This window comes from Nonomuraea corallina, assembly GCF_027620315.1.
Classification (GTDB): Bacteria; Actinomycetota; Actinomycetes; order Streptosporangiales; family Streptosporangiaceae; genus Nonomuraea; species Nonomuraea corallina.
Genome location: NZ_JAPNNL010000188.1, coordinates 1 through 14083, shown reverse-complemented (window position 1 = coordinate 14083; position 14083 = coordinate 1). Strand labels below are relative to the sequence as shown.

The window sequence follows — 14083 nt, the reverse complement described above, 5'->3', positions numbered from 1 at the left end:
GGCCGATCTCCCGTCGCCGCTGGACGAGCCCTCGGAGCTGGCCGCGATCGTCGCCGCCTGCCCCGGCTGGCCGCGGCCCTCGCGCGGCGTCGCCGCCGACCCCGGCCGGGTGCTGGGCGCCTGGCAGGGCCGCGCCGCCGGGTGCGTGCTGGGCAAACCGGTCGAGAAGATCCCGCGTACGGGCATCAGGGAGCTCGCCGAGGCCACCGGCAACTGGCCGATCCGCGGCTGGTTCACCGCAGAAGGGCTGCCGCCCGAGGTGGCGGCGCGGTGGCCGTGGAACCGGCGCAGCGCCGTCGACTCCCTGGCCGAGAACATCGACGGCATCCCCGAGGACGACGACCTCAACTACCCGCTGCTCGCCCTGACCGTGCTCGAACGGCACGGCCGCGGCTTCACCACCGACGACGTGGCCCGGGTCTGGCTCGACGAGCTGCCCGCCGGGCGCACGTTCACCGCCGAGCGCGTCGCGTACCGCAACCTGCTCGACGGCGTCGAGCCCCCGCGGACGGCCACCCGCCGCAACCCGTTCAGGGAGTGGATCGGCGCGCTGATCAGGGCCGACGTGTACGGGTGGACCAACCCGGGCGATCCCGGCACCGCCGCCGAGCACGCCTGGCGCGACGCCCGGCTCACCCACACCGCCAACGGCCTCTACGGCGCCATGTTCGCGGCCGCCATGTGCGCCTCCTCGCTGGTCGCCGGCTCCGCCGAGGAGGTCGTCGAGGCGGGGCTGTCGGTGGTGCCGCCCGGCTCCCGGCTGCACCGCGCCGTCCGGCGGGCGGCCGAGGACGCCGCCCGCGAGGCCGACTTCGAGCGCGTCGTCGACCTGCTGCACGAGCGGCACGGCGGCCTGCACTGGGTGCACGCGGTCAACAACGCCGCGCTGATCGCCGCCGCCCTCGTGCACGGCCGCGGCGACTTCACCGCGACCGTCGCCGGAGCCGTCGCCGGAGGCTGGGACACCGACTCCGCCGGCGCCACCGCGGGCTCCGTCGCCGGCGCGCTCAACGGCGGCGTCCCCGACCGGTGGGCGTTGCGTGACAGTCTGGCCAGCAGCCTGACCGGGTTCGACGGCATCGGGCTGAAGGAGCTGGCCCGCCGCACCCAGGAGCTGACGCACCCGTGATCACCGTCTTCGGCAGCGCCAACATGGACCTGGTCGCCTACACCGCCCGCGCCCCCCGCCTGGGCGAGACCGTGACCGGGCGCGACTTCCGCACCGTGCCCGGCGGCAAGGGCGCCAACCAGGCCGTCGCCGCCGCCCGCGCGGGCGGCCGGGTGACGTTCCTCGGCGCGGTCGGCGCGGACGCGTTCGGCGCCGAGCTGCGCGACACGCTCGCGGGCGCCGGGGTCGACGTGACCCTGCTGCGCCGGGCGCCCGGCGCGAGCGGCATCGCGCACATCGTGGTCGACGACCAGGGCGGCAACTCGATCATCGTTGTCCCCGGCGCGAACGGCACCGTCACCGGCCCCACCGCCGCCGAGCGCGACCTCATCGCCGCCTCACAGGCGCTGCTGCTCCAACTGGAGCTGCCGATGCCGGCCGTCACCGCCGCCGCCCGCGCCGCCCGCGAGGCCGGCGTGCCGGTCGTCCTCACTCCCGCCCCCGCGCAGCCGCTGCCGGACGACCTGATCGACGCGGTCACCCTGCTGCTGCCCAACGAGCACGAGGCCGCCGGCATCACCGGCGCCGCCGACCCCGGCGCCGCCCTGGACAAGCTGCTCGAACGGGTCGAGGAGGCGGTCATCACCCTGGGCTCCGAGGGCGCGCTGTACGGGTCGCGCCCGGGAGAGCGGCTGCACGTGCCCGCCGTGCCGGTCCAGGCGGTCGACACCACGGCGGCGGGTGACACGTTCGCCGGAGCGCTCGCCGTGGCCCGCGCCGAAGGACGGCCCATGCCGGACGCGCTCCGCTTCGCCGCGGCCGCGGCGGCGCTGTCGGTGCGGCGGGAGGGGGCCTCCACCTCGATGCCGCTCCGCGCCGAGATCGACGCCGCGCTCGGCTGACCGGCCCCAGCGGATTCGGGTCCGCCCGCATCGAACCGTGACGCGGGGGCACGGGGGAGGCATGAGTGAGAACCCCGACGACCTGCCCCCCGCGAAGGACGGCCTGGGAGCCGAGAGCGACGTGGTGGCCGAGCGGTCCGGCGCGAGCACCGAGAAGTCCCGCCGCCCCATCCCCGCGGACCCGCCCGAGGCCCGCGACGAGCCGGAACGCCCTGAGGAGGAACGCCCCGAGGAGCGGGGCCGCACCCAAGGCGACGAGGAACGCCCCGACGTCGGCCCCACCGGCTGAGAGAAGGGCCGTACCGGGCGTTGGATGACCTGACACAGGCGGCGGAGCAGCCACGTGCGCCGACGATATCCACCCCGGTATGAAACCCAGCCCGATATCACTATTGGACGGACCCGGCGAGTTTCTGATCTCCTTCTCGGCATGACACGACTGCGACTCGGGATCCTGACATCGGCCATCGCCGTGCTGCTGGGCGGCCTCGCGCCTGGGGCGGGCGCCGCCACCGGCTCCGGGCTGGACAAGACGCTGCGGGAGCTCGAGAAGGCCTATGACGGGCGGATCGGCGCGGTCGGCATCGACCTGGCGACCGGCAAGACTGTTGGTTATCGGGCCGGCGAGCGCTTCCCGTTCAACTCCAGCTTCAAGGTGTTCGCGTGCGCGGCGGTGCTGCACAAGGCACGCACCAGTGCCCCAGGGCTGATGGACAAGGTGATCCGCTGGAAGCCCGCCGACATGGCCGAGCTGACCGGAAACTCCCCGGAGACCACCGAATACACCGACACCGGGATGACACCCGCACAACTGTGCCGCGCCGGGATCACCAAATCGGACGGCTTCGCGGGCAACACCCTGCTGAAGCAGATCGGCGGGCCGCCCGGCCTCACCCGGTTCTTCCGCGCCACCGGTGACCGGACCAGCCGCCTGGACCGTACGGAGCCCACGCTCACCCAGTGGTCGCCCGGCGAGAAGCGCGACACCACCACCCCCGCCGCGGCCGCCCGGACCTTCGCCGAGCTGACCACGGGCAAGACCCTCCATGCTCAGGATCGGGCGCGGCTGGTCGGCTGGCTGAAGGCCAGCCTCACCGGCGCCAACCGGATCAAGGCGGGACTTCCCGAGGGCTGGACGGTCGGCGACAAGACCGGCACCGGCGGCGCGAGCAACCACGGCACCGCCAACGACCTCGCGATCGTCTGGACACCCGGATCGAACGCGCCGATCATCCTGTCGGTCTTCACCAACCGCAACGACGACGACACCCCGCACGACGACAAGGTGATCGCCTCCGCCGCGACCGCGCTGGCCAAGGCCCTCGGCAGGTTGTAACCGGCCGCATGAAAAGCGCTTCGGCGAGACGTGCGCGAGACAGCCCGAGCACCGGGCGAGGCAAGACGGCGGGTCTTGCGAACGGGAGGCGGGGGCTGTGGCAGGTCTGCGCTTCGCGGGACCACTGCATCCGGCCGCGGCCGAGCTGCTGCCGGTGCTGGTCGAGGCGGCCGCCGCCTCCGCGACGGCGACGGCGATCGCCCTCGCCGAGGCGAGGAAGCGCCTGCCGCGAAGACGACGCTCACCAGGCAGACGCATTCTGATACGTCTCCCTTGGTCGCCGCCCGGCGGGCTAGATGACCGGCACGTCGGCCAGGGGCGGGAACTGCGCCACCCGGACCCGCACGCTCGACGCGTCCCGCGGCAGGCTGACGACGGCCCAGTGCTCCTTGGTCTCCTGCGCGAGATGATCGCTCCTGTACTTGGTGGAGGTGCACAGGCAATAGCCCCGGGAGCCTTGCCGGCTGTAGACGACCGCGGCCCCGTGGAGGGTCTTGCCCACGGGGTCCACCACGTCGACGTTCGTGGGGCCGCCCCTGCCGCCCCTGCCCGGCAGGGTCGGCGGGCGATCATTGAGGTCGTGCAGCCAGGTCTTCTTGATGCCGTTGTTGGTGGTCCTGAAGACCATGAGGCCGATCCCCCCGCCGATGACGCGGATGGGGTCGACCTCGACCGTGAAGGGCTGTCCCTTGACGTTCGTGCCGCTGCTCCCGCCGGGTCGCCCCGACTCGACGGGGCTCGGCGTGCCGCTCGGGGAAGGCGCGGTCAGGGTCGCGGGCCGGTCGAAGCTGACCGTCACCCGGCGGTTCTTGCGCCGGCCGTCCGCGTCGTCGTTGGAGTACAGCGGCTGCGCGGAACCGTGGCCCCGCGCACGGAACGTCACCCCTTCCCGGGTGACCAGCGACGCGAGCTCCTCGCGCACGGTCTCGGCCCTGCGTTCGGAGAGCGGCTGGTTGACGGCGTCGGTGCCGGTCGAGTCCGCGTGGCCGTCGATCGCGACCTCGGCGGCGTCCGACGCGTCGATCTGGCCCGCGGTGCGCTTGAGCACGTCGCGCGCCCTCGCGGACAGGTCCGCCTTGTTCATCTTGAAGAGCACGTCGGAGGAGAGGTTGATGCGCACCCGCTGATCGTCCGTGGTCGTCTCCATGCTGTTGTCCAGGCTGGCCGAGGGCAGTTCCATCGGATAGGAGAGCGGCGTCAGCTGGGCTGTGGCCGGGTCCGGGATGCGCTGGCCGGGCGGCGGTTGCGGCGGGTCGTCGCTGATGGGGACGTTGATGAAGGGCGGGGCGAACGGGGTGTACACGGTCGCCGAGGTGGCGCCGCCGGAAGGCGCGGGCACCAGGGCGAAGAAGGTGCGGGGCTCGCCCGGTTCGAGCCACGGCCTGTCGAAGTCGTCCTCCACGGTGCAGGCGCAGCCGCCGTCAGGCGTGGCCGACGGCATGAGCAGGCGGCCGGCGGCGGCGTCGATGATGCCGAGGCCGGACGCCATGTCGCCCCTGTCGCGCCTGGTCGCCATGCGGTCCCAGACGTGGTGCCACACGTACATGGAGCGTTCGCCCGTTTCGGTGAGACGCACCTGGACCGCGACATGGTCGCCGATCCGGTTGAGCCCGACGAGGTCGGCCCGGACGGTGCGCCTGCCGTCCTCCGCGTGGGTGGCGAGGGCGCCGGCGAGGGGTTCGCGGGCGTCGGCATGCGGATCGCTGGAGGAGGGGCTCGCGGACGCGGCAGGGGTGGCCGGGTCCCGCGCGGGCTGGGGCGTGCCGGGCCCGGCCGGAGTGGAGGCCGGCGCGTTCGCCGCCGGAGAGGAGGCGTGTTCCGGCTGAGGCAGCACACCGCAGGACGTCGACAGGACCAGGGCGCACGCGGCGGCGGTGAGTCTCAGCGGACGTGACTTCCCACTGATGTCATCGGCCACAGGGGTGTCAGTCATCTGCGAACTCTATAGAGAACGATCTCTGATAAGCGGCTTTTCGGCCAGTTTGCTGCAGTCGCCGGCACGGGCCCCCGGATCGGCGCCGCCTCCCGCCGAGACGGATCAGGACGCGGCGCCACGGAGCGGGCCACCAGGCTCAAGGAGCCGCCCCGGCCGGGTAGGGAGATCACCCGCTCTCATGGGTCGATGGCCACCCGGGGTCAGCGCGACAGATGCAGGAGGCACTCGTCGCGGTAACGCTCCGTACGCGCCCGCAACCCTGACTGGTCCGCCAGCAGGGACCGGGAGACCGACGGCAGCACCGCGTGCCGCACCCCGGCGAACAGCCGCCCGACGTCGGCCGGCGTCGCCCCCTGGGCGCCCAGCCCCGGCGCCAGGATCGGCCCGTTGAGCCGGTCGAGCGGGTAGCCCGGGTCGGCCACCGTAGCGCCCACCACCACCCCCACCGAGCCGAGGGGGTCGTGGCCTGCGTTGGCCGCCCGCACCCCTTCGTAGATCTCGCCGGCCACCGCCTCCTGAAGGCGCGCCGCCTCGGGGTTGGAGGTGCGGGCGAGCACGAACACGCCCGCGTCGCTGGCCAGCGCCGAGGTGATCGCGCCCGCGAGGCTGCCGAACCCCAGATAAGGGCTGAGCGTGACCGCGTCGGCGGCCAGCGGGCTGCCCCGGTCCAGGTAGGCCTCCGCGTAGGCGGCCATCGTGCTGCCGACGTCGCCGCGCTTGACGTCGAGCAGCACCAGCGGGCCGGCGTCGCGCAGGTCGGCGATGGTCCGCTCCAGCACCGCGACGCCGCGGCTGCCCCACCGCTCGTAGAAGGCCGACTGCGGTTTGATCACGGCGACCAGGTCGCTCACCGCGTCGACCATGCCCCGGCTGAAGCGCTCAAGGCCGGCCGGGGAGTCGTCCAGCCCCCAGGCGTGCAGCAGCTCGGGGCTCGGGTCGAGCCCTGCGCAGAGCGGTCCGTACTTGTCGAGCCTGGCTCGTAACCGTGTCCCGAACGACTCGGTCATCGCACGCCCCCTTCGTGAAGTCGCATGGGCAGTCTTCCGGAGCGGGCGCTCCGGGTAAAGCGACGAACATGTACGAGATCGCTCGACGCACGCTGACGTTGCGCACCGAGCCGCCGCGGGAGGTGATCGCCGCGATCGGCATGCCGTACGTGGAGCCCGAGGGCGACTGGTCCTGCCCGTACCGGATCGACGGGCTGGCCGGCTGGGACCACGAGCGCAAGGCCACGGGAACCGACTCCTTGCAGGCAGTGGAGCTGGCGATGGGCATGGTGCGCGCCGCTCTGGCGGGCTCGCACGAGGCCAAGGAGGGGCTTCTCGCCGGAGAGGAGGACGAGGGCGGCGGGCGGCCCTGCACCGTCTACACCCGGTGGGACCGCTACCACAACGTTGCGTATATATCGATGAAGCATGAAATCTTGGCGGGGGAGGCGGCGCGTCAGGTGGTCGCCGGCGAGGTCGTGCTCGAGTTCGGCGGAGGCGGCGAACTGCTGGGCGTCGAGCTGACCGACGCCGAGACCCTGATGCCCGCGGAGATGCGGCTGTAGGCCCCGCGACCGGCTTGCGGTCACCCGCTACGACTCCTGGTGTAGTCGCGATGACGACCGGCGGCGGATGTCCCCCGGCGGGCCGGCCGCGATCCTGGTGAGCCTACGAGGTCGAAGGAGAAACAGTGGTCACCGAGGTCGCGCGAGGCAACGGATATCTGATGGCGTTCCGGGCTGCGGCCCTGCTCAACGCGGCGGCAGTGTTCTTCCAGGCCGTGACGGCGGGGCAGATGATCAGGGGCGCGGGAGCCGGCATGCACGGGGCGGGCGCAGGGGCCGTCCACGTGCTCGGCCTGATCCTGCTCGTCGCGGCGGTCCTGCTGTGGCGGCCCGGACGCGGCGCCGGCTGGCCGGCGCTGGTAGGCCTGGTGACGCTGCTGCTCGGGTTCGTCCAGTCCATGCTGGGCGGTTCCGGCGAGGTGCTGGTGCATGTCCCGCTGGGCGTGACGCTGTTCGGGCTCAGTGTGTGGCTCGTGCTCTGGTCCTGGCGCCCGTAGCCTCCGTCATCCGCCGTGCCTGGCCAGGTGGTCGGCGCGGCGGATCGGCTCGGGCAGCCGGTGGCGGGGCGTCAGCCGCAGCACCTGGTCGGTGGCCGTGTCCAGGGTGAGGCGGTGGCCCTGCGAGACGAACACCGGCTTGACGCCGTCACGGGTGCGCACGGCGCGTCCCGCCACCGCTCCGTCGAGCACGAGGGGCGTCCACGCCCCGCGTTCCTGCCGCGGCTGCTCGTACGCGCCGACGAACGGGGTCTTGCCGACGCCCAGCGCGGGCAGCCCGGTCAGCACGCCCACGTGGCAGGCCAGCCCGAACCCGCGCGGGTGCGCGAGCCCGTACCCGTCGCAGACCAGCAGGTCCGGCGTGACCGTGAGCCGGCGCAGCGCCTCCACCAGGGCGGGCAGCTCGCGGAAGGCGAACAGCCCGGGAACGTACGGGAACGCCGCCTGACCGTGCGTCACCACCTGCTCCACCACCGACAGCGTGGCCGCGTCCAGCACCACCACGGCCGCGGACAGCGCGTCGTCGCCGTGGTAGTGCACATCCAGGCCCGCCACCGTGGCGAAGTCGGCCGGGCCGGTCAGCTCGACGCGGGGCCGGAGCCGCTCCTGGATCACCTCCGCCTCGGCGACGCTCTCCGGCCAGGGATGAGGAAGGTCGACGCGCATCAGGTCAACGTACGCCGTGCGTCTCCCATACCGATACAAGGTTAAGCAAAGGCCCAGATGGCGAAACTTCTATAGTGTCGGAAGTCATGAGTGATGTCCTGGTGCTGATCGGCCCCGGACTGGCCGCAGACGAGGCCCTCCTCGGCGAGATCGCCGAACGCGAGTTCCTTTCCCTCGACGTGCGCGGGGTCATCACGCACGTTCGCGACCCGGCCGACGTGCGCTCCCGCATCCGCCGCAGGCACCCGGGGACCGGCGGCGGCCAGGGTGAGCGGCACAATTTGAGCGGCCACGCGGTCGTCATCCTGCCGGGGCCCGGCGACCTGCGGGCGCTGATGGCCGAGCCGCTGGGACCGGTCACCTGGCTGGACCTCTGGCGCGCGGACGGCGCCGAGGTGGCCGAGGACGCCACCCACATCCACGGCCGGGGCCTCGCCGGCCTCCGCTGGGCCATCCGCCACGCGGTCCACCGCCTCAGACACCCCCACATCCGCATCCCGTACGGACCGCACCGCGACCAGTGGGGGCACCTGTACCTGGGCGCCCCCGATCAGAGCGCCGCGGGCGCGGACGGCTCGGCGCTGCCGCGAAGGCGCGGCGGGACCCCGGCGGCCCCGGACGGGCCGGCGGACGGATCGACCGGGGCACCCCGGCCCGTGGTGGTGCTGGTGCACGGCGGGTACTGGCGGTCGATCTGGGGCGCCGACCTGATGGAGGCGCTCTGCGCCGACCTGGCCCGGCGCGGGCTCGCCGTGTGGAACCTCGAGTACCGCCGCCCCGACCTGCACGGCTGGGACGCCACCACCGCCGACGTGGCCGCCGGCGTGGAGGCGCTGGCCCGGCTCGACGCGCCGCTCGACCTGGGGCGGGTGGCGATCGCAGGGCACTCGGCCGGAGGCCAGCTCGCGCTGCGCGCCGCCGCCGACGGCGCCCCGGTCGTGCTGGCGGTGTCCCTGGCCGGGGTGCTCGACCTCGTCGAAGGCGACAGGCGTTGGGTCGGCGCGGGCGCCGTGGCCGCCGCGCTCGGCGCCGCCACCTGGGACGAGACCCCCGGCCCGGCGCGGGCCGCGGCCGAGCGCGCGTACGGCGGGGCGTCGCCGCTGGTGCGCGTGCCGATCAAGGTACGGCAGCTCGTCGTCCAGGGCTCCGGGGACGACCCGGACCTGGTGGACTTCGGCCGCAGATACGCGCGGGCCGCGGCGAACGCCGGCGACGAGGTGACCTATCTGGAGATGGTGGGCGACCACTTCGCCGTCATCGATCCCCGTACCCCCATCTGGGCGGCCACCGCCCAGGCCGTCGTGGAAGCGCTCGGCTAGCTCTGGACATCGGGCCGGCTCGCCCGTACGAAGGAGACATGGAGGTCACGATCGTCGGCGCGGGCCTCGTCGGCTGCCTGCTCGCCTGTTTCCTCGCCCGCCGTGGCCACCAGGTCACGCTGTACGAGCGCCGCCCCGACCCGAGGCCGGCCGGAGCGGAACGCGGCCGGTCGATCAACCTGGCGATCTCGGAGCGGGGCATCGACGCGCTGCGCCGGCTGGGGCTGGACGGCGAGGTGCTCAAGGCGGCGATCCCGATGCCGGGCCGGATGATGCACGCGCTCGACGGAGAGCTCACCTTCCAGCCCTACAGCGCCGACCGGGGGCAGGCGATCAACTCCATCGGCCGCGCCGAGCTGAACCGGATCCTGCTCGCCGCCGCCGCCCTGCCGGGCGTGCGGGTGCGTTTCGAGCACCGGCTGACCGGGCTGGACGAGCGGACCGGCGAGCTGCGGTTCGGCTCGGGCGGCACCGCCCGCGCGCGGGTGGTGATCGGCGCCGACGGCGCGTACAGCGCGGTCCGGAGCCGGTTGCGGGCGCTGCCGGGCGTCGGCTTCAGCCAGGAGTACCTCGACTACGGCTACAAGGAGCTGACCATCCCGCCCAGGGACGGCGCCTACGCCATGGAGCCGGGGGCGCTGCACATCTGGCCGCGCGGACGCGCCATGATGATCGCCCTGCCCAACCCCGACCGGTCGTTCACCTGCACCCTGTTCTGGCCGCACGAGGACCTGGCCGCGCTCGACACGCCGCAGCGCGTCAGGGCCCGCTTCGCCGCCCAGTATCCGGACGCGTTCCAGCTCATGCCGGGCCTGGTCGAGGACTATCAGGCCAACCCGGTCGGCCACCTGGTGACCATGCGCTGCACCCCCTGGCACGTGACCACCGGCGAGGTGACGGTGGGGCTGATCGGCGACGCCGCGCACGCCATCGTCCCCTTCTACGGCCAGGGCGCCAACTGCGGCTTCGAGGACTGCGTCGAGCTCGACCGGTGCCTGGACGAGACGGGCGACGACTTCGCCGCGGCGCTGGCGCTGTTCGAGCGGCGCAAGACCGACACCGACGTGATCGCCCGCCTGGCGCTGGAGAACTTCGTGGAGATGCGCGACAAGGTCGGCTCCCGGCTGTTCCTCGCGGGCAAGCGGCTGGAGCACGCGCTGGAGCGGGCGCTGCCCGGCCGGTACGCCTCCCGCTACGAGCTGGTCTCGTTCTCCACGACCCCGTACTCCGAGGTGGAGCGCCGGGTCGCCCGCCAGCGCCGCTGGGTCGCCGCCGCCGGGCTGGCCGCCGCCCTCCTGGCGGCGGGACTCGCCCGTACGGCGCGCCGCCGCTGAACGGTCACCGCTGTACGGCGGATCACGGCCGGGCGGGACGGCGCAGCCGCAGGGCGTCGCCGGCAGGCGGGGGAGGCCGCCTAGCATGTCCGGGTGATCGTGGGAGAGGTGCTCGGCCTGCTCGCGGTCGGCGCGTTCGCCGGAGTGGTGAGCACCGTGGTGAGCCTGGCGTCGATCGTGTCGTACCCCGCGCTGCTCGCGTTCGGCCTGTCACCGCTCTCCGCGAACGTCACCAACACGGTCGCCCTGCTGTTCACCGGGCTCGGCGCGGCCTTCGGCTCGCGGCCCGAACTGGCCGGCCAGGGGCCGCGGGTGCTCCGGCTGGGCTGGCTGACCATGCTCGGCGGGGCCACGGGCGCGCTCCTGCTGCTGGTCACCCCGTCGGAGACGTTCGAGCAGATCGCCCCGTGGCTGATCGGGCTGGCGTCGCTGCTGCTGATCAGGCCGCCCCGGGGCGAGCGGCACAGCGAGCGCGGGCCGCTCATGCGCGGCGCGCTGTTCGCCGTCGCGATCTACGTCGGCTACTTCGGGGCGGCGGGCGGCATCCTCATGCTCGCGGTGCTGTCGTCGATGCTGGAGGGCACCCCGGCCAAGCTGAACGCCCTGAAGAACGTGCTGTCCGGAATGGCGAACGCGGTCGCCGCCACCGGCTTCGCGCTGTTCGGCCCGGTCGACTGGGGCGCGGCGGTCCCGCTGGCCCTGGGCTTCCTGCTGGGCGGCTGGTTCGGGCCCAAGATCGCCCGTCGCCTTCCCGGCCAGAGCCTGCGCTACCTCGCCGCCGCCTGCGGCCTCGCCGTCGCGGTCAAACTCGGCTACGACGCGTACACCGGCTGACCCTCGGCGCCCCCGGGTAGCGGGCACTCACTCCGGCCGACCTGGCCGCGGGCGGTACGGCGGCGTCGAACGAGGGCGGCGTCAGACCAGGGCGGCGAAGCGGAGTGCGACCTGCCGCCAGATCGGCGTCGAGACCGGCTCGTCGGCCACCGCCCGCGCGTACAGCTCGTCCGGGTCGAACCCGATCGCCCGCCACTCCCGGATCCGGGCCGGCAGCACCTCCGGATGGAACTGCACGCCCCACGCCCGGTCGCCCACCCGGAACGCCTGGTAGGGGCAGCTCTCGGTCTCCGCCAGCCACACCGCGCCCGGCGGCAGCGCGGTGATCGCGTCGACGTGGTGCTCGACGGCGGGGACCACCGGGGGCAGGCCGCGGAAGAGCGGGTCGCCGGCCGCCTCCGGCCGGATGGTGACCGGCAGGCTGCCGTTCTCGGGCGCGCCGGCGTCGGCGGTCACCTCCCCGCCCGCCACCTCGGCGATCATCTGCCCGCCCAGGCAGACGCCGAACAGCGGCACCTCCCCGGCCAGCGCCTCGGCCACGAGCTTGCGGGTCGGCGCGAGCCAGGGCGCGCGGTGGTCGTCGCCCGGGAGGTAGCCGCCGCCCAGCACGATCAGCGCGTCGTGCTCCAGCCGGTGGGGCATCGGCCGGCCGTCGTAGGCGTGCACCACGTCCAGCCGCAGCCCGGCCTCCTCCAGCCAGCCGCCGAGCCGGCCGGGGCCGCCGCTCCGGCTGTTCTGCACCACCAGGACGTCACGGGTCACGGCACTTCCTTGATGATCGGTTTCACGGGAGGTTCGCCGCCCTGGCGGTGTGGCGCAGCAGCAGGGCGGTGGTCACCGGGCCGACGCCCCCCGGCACCGGGGTGAGCGCCCCGGCCCTGGCCGACACCGCCGCGGCGTCGACGTCGCCGGTCAGGCCGCCGTCGCCGGTCGGGTTGGTGCCGACGTCGACGACGACCGCGCCGGGCGCCACGTGGCCCGCGCCGATCAGCCCCGCCCGGCCCACCGCCGCGACCAGCACGTCGGCGGTGGCGGTGACGGACGCCAGGTCCCGGGTGCGCGAGTGGCACACCGTGACCGTGGCGTGCCGGTCGAGCAGCAGGTGGGCCAGCGGCTTGCCGACGACGGCGGACCGGCCCACCACCACCGCCCGCCTGCCGGCCAGCTCGACGCCGTGGTGGTCGAGCAGCGCCATCACGGCGGCGGCGGTGGCCGGGACGAACGCGGGCAGCCCGGCGGCCAGCCTGCCCAGGGAGAGCGGGCTGGCGCCGTCGACGTCCTTGCGCGGGTCGATGGCCCCGGCCAGCTCCTGCGCGGAGGCGCCCGGCGGCAGCGGCGTCTGCAGCATCAGGCCGTGCACGCCGGTGTCGGCGCTCAACCTGACGAGGCTCTCGCGGATCTGCTCGGGGCGCGCGGCGGGGCCGAGGTCCACGATGTCGGCCGCGATGCCCACCCCGGCCGCCGCCTTGGCGATCGAGCGCACGTACCACAGGCTCGCCTCGTCGCCGGTCGCCACCACCACGGCCAGCCGCGGCCGCGGCCCGGCCGCCACCTCGGCGGCGGTCTGCGTCCTGATCGCCTCCGCCAGCTCCTTGCCGATCAGTTTCCGCACGCGCCCCCTCCCCCCGTCGGCGCCGTCACCCGTTCGGCTCGCGCCTGCGGGCATTCTGCCAGGCCGGCGGGTGGCGGGTCAGTCGCGGCGCATGGGGCGGGTGACGTCGTCACCGCGCCAGGGCTCGCGGGCGTACGGGTCGGGGGGCTGCTGGTCGAGGTGCGGCTGAGGGCCGGAGGAGGTGCCCGGATGGTACGGAGCACTCGGCGCCGGCCGCCCGCGCCAGCGCGCGGGGAAGGCCGATGCCACCAGCAGCAGCACGCCGAGAAGCAGCAGGAACCCCAGATAGCCCAGGTTCATGTACCCGGCGGACAGGGGCCGGGGCAGCCAATCGCGCGGCAGGATGCGCAGCCCGGTCAGCTCCAGGACCGGCAGCAGCCCCAGCACGGTGTACTGCAGCCCGCCCAGCAGCGACGCCAGCGGCGACAGCCGCGAGGCGGCCAGGACCGCCAGCCCGGCCGCCGCGGCCAGCAGCACCCCGAGCGCCGTCCAGGAGACGGCGAAGAAGCGCTGGGCGGAGAGCGTGAACTCGGCCGTCCCGTACAGCAGCGCGAGGAGGATCAACGGCGGCAGGATCAGTCCGGCGACGAGCCCGAGCACATGACGAACACCGTTTGTCATAGATCATCCCGTTGTTCGGTTAGTGCCAAGCTACCTGGTGGATTCCCGTACCACGAGATCAGGCTGGAACATGATCTGCTGATGGGCGTGCGTGCCGGGATTGTCGCATTCGTCCAGCAGCAGCTCGGTCGCCGTCCGCCCGAGCTGGTAGGTCGGCTGCCTGATGGAGCTGAGCGAGACGGCCGAGGCCGAGGCGAAGTCGATGTCGTCGTACCCGATGAGCGACACGTCCTCCGGCACCCGCACCCCCGCCTGCAGCAGCCCCCGCAGCGCCCCCAGCGCGAGCAGGTCGTTGGCGCAGAACAGCGCGTCCGGCGGCGCGTCCTGGGCGAGCAGCTTCTCCGCGGCCTGCTGCCCGGCGGCGGC

General features: G+C 73.9%; 16 protein-coding genes. 9 read left to right on the top strand and 7 right to left on the bottom strand.

Going from position 1 to position 14083, the window contains the following annotated elements; genetic code table 11:
- The 4 genes from OUY22_RS31300 to bla all read left to right on the top strand — a co-directional run.
- On the top strand, positions 1-1129 hold a 1129-nt coding region (locus OUY22_RS31300; protein WP_270158847.1), incomplete at its 5' end, for an ADP-ribosylglycohydrolase family protein.
- Positions 1126-2010: a ribokinase gene (rbsK, locus tag OUY22_RS31295; protein ID WP_270158846.1), complete on the top strand. Its 885-nt coding sequence runs from the start codon at positions 1126-1128 to the stop codon at positions 2008-2010. The genes OUY22_RS31300 and rbsK, both read left to right, overlap by 4 nt.
- A gap of 61 nt (positions 2011-2071) precedes the next feature.
- Positions 2072-2299, top strand: a complete 228-nt coding sequence (locus OUY22_RS31290) for a hypothetical protein (protein WP_270158845.1) — start codon at positions 2072-2074, stop codon at positions 2297-2299.
- A gap of 141 nt (positions 2300-2440) precedes the next feature.
- Positions 2441-3346, top strand: coding sequence for a class A beta-lactamase (gene bla, locus OUY22_RS31285; RefSeq protein WP_270158844.1), 906 nt, complete (start codon positions 2441-2443; stop codon positions 3344-3346).
- Positions 3347-3638: 292 nt separating this feature from the next.
- Here the strand turns inward: bla and OUY22_RS31280 are convergent, their stop codons facing one another.
- A complete protein-coding gene (locus tag OUY22_RS31280) occupies positions 3639-5279 on the bottom strand; it encodes an OmpA family protein (protein ID WP_270158843.1) in 1641 nt (546 codons plus the stop codon).
- 203 nt (positions 5280-5482) lie between these two features.
- A complete protein-coding gene (gene pyrF / locus OUY22_RS31275) occupies positions 5483-6289 on the bottom strand; it encodes an orotidine-5'-phosphate decarboxylase (RefSeq protein ID WP_270158842.1) in 807 nt (268 codons plus the stop codon).
- 68 nt (positions 6290-6357) lie between these two features.
- Here pyrF and OUY22_RS31270 point away from each other — a divergent pair, with 68 nt between their 5' ends.
- Together OUY22_RS31270 and OUY22_RS31265 are read left to right on the top strand one after the other, a co-directional pair.
- Positions 6358-6834 carry a DUF6968 family protein gene (locus OUY22_RS31270; protein WP_270158840.1) on the top strand — a complete coding sequence of 159 codons (477 nt, stop codon included), beginning with the start codon at positions 6358-6360 and terminating at the stop codon, positions 6832-6834.
- 125 nt (positions 6835-6959) lie between these two features.
- The gene (locus tag OUY22_RS31265; RefSeq protein WP_270158838.1) at positions 6960-7331 is read left to right on the top strand and encodes a hypothetical protein; all 372 of its coding nucleotides are present in this window, start codon (positions 6960-6962) and stop codon (positions 7329-7331) included.
- A 6-nt stretch (positions 7332-7337) separates the two neighbouring features.
- On the opposite strand, the gene OUY22_RS31260 is transcribed toward OUY22_RS31265, so the two are convergent.
- Entirely contained in the window at positions 7338-7997 is a 660-nt protein-coding gene (locus OUY22_RS31260; RefSeq protein WP_270158837.1) for an endonuclease V, read from the bottom strand.
- Between the two features lie 86 nt (positions 7998-8083).
- On the opposite strand from OUY22_RS31260, the gene OUY22_RS31255 reads away from it, so the two are divergent.
- The 3 genes from OUY22_RS31255 (at position 8084) to OUY22_RS31245 (ending at position 11484) form a co-directional block, all read left to right on the top strand.
- Positions 8084-9316, top strand: a complete 1233-nt coding sequence (locus OUY22_RS31255; RefSeq protein ID WP_270158836.1) for an alpha/beta hydrolase — start codon at positions 8084-8086, stop codon at positions 9314-9316.
- A 38-nt stretch (positions 9317-9354) separates the two neighbouring features.
- Positions 9355-10650, top strand: coding sequence for an FAD-dependent oxidoreductase (locus OUY22_RS31250; RefSeq protein ID WP_270158835.1), 1296 nt, complete (start codon positions 9355-9357; stop codon positions 10648-10650).
- A 93-nt stretch (positions 10651-10743) separates the two neighbouring features.
- Complete coding sequence (locus tag OUY22_RS31245; RefSeq protein WP_270158834.1) at positions 10744-11484, top strand: sulfite exporter TauE/SafE family protein; 741 nt, start codon at positions 10744-10746, stop codon at positions 11482-11484.
- A gap of 81 nt (positions 11485-11565) precedes the next feature.
- On the opposite strand, the gene OUY22_RS31240 is transcribed toward OUY22_RS31245, so the two are convergent.
- From OUY22_RS31240 to OUY22_RS31225, 4 genes are all read right to left on the bottom strand, one after another.
- Positions 11566-12246, bottom strand: coding sequence for a type 1 glutamine amidotransferase (locus OUY22_RS31240; RefSeq protein WP_270158833.1), 681 nt, complete (start codon positions 12244-12246; stop codon positions 11566-11568).
- Positions 12247-12268: 22 nt separating this feature from the next.
- Entirely contained in the window at positions 12269-13096 is an 828-nt protein-coding gene (locus OUY22_RS31235; RefSeq protein ID WP_270158832.1) for a bifunctional 5,10-methylenetetrahydrofolate dehydrogenase/5,10-methenyltetrahydrofolate cyclohydrolase, read from the bottom strand.
- Between the two features lie 78 nt (positions 13097-13174).
- Positions 13175-13717 carry a hypothetical protein gene (locus OUY22_RS31230; protein ID WP_270158831.1) on the bottom strand — a complete coding sequence of 181 codons (543 nt, stop codon included), beginning with the start codon at positions 13715-13717 and terminating at the stop codon, positions 13175-13177.
- A gap of 30 nt (positions 13718-13747) precedes the next feature.
- The coding region (locus OUY22_RS31225; protein WP_270158830.1) for a substrate-binding domain-containing protein at positions 13748-14083 on the bottom strand (336 nt) is incomplete at its 5' end.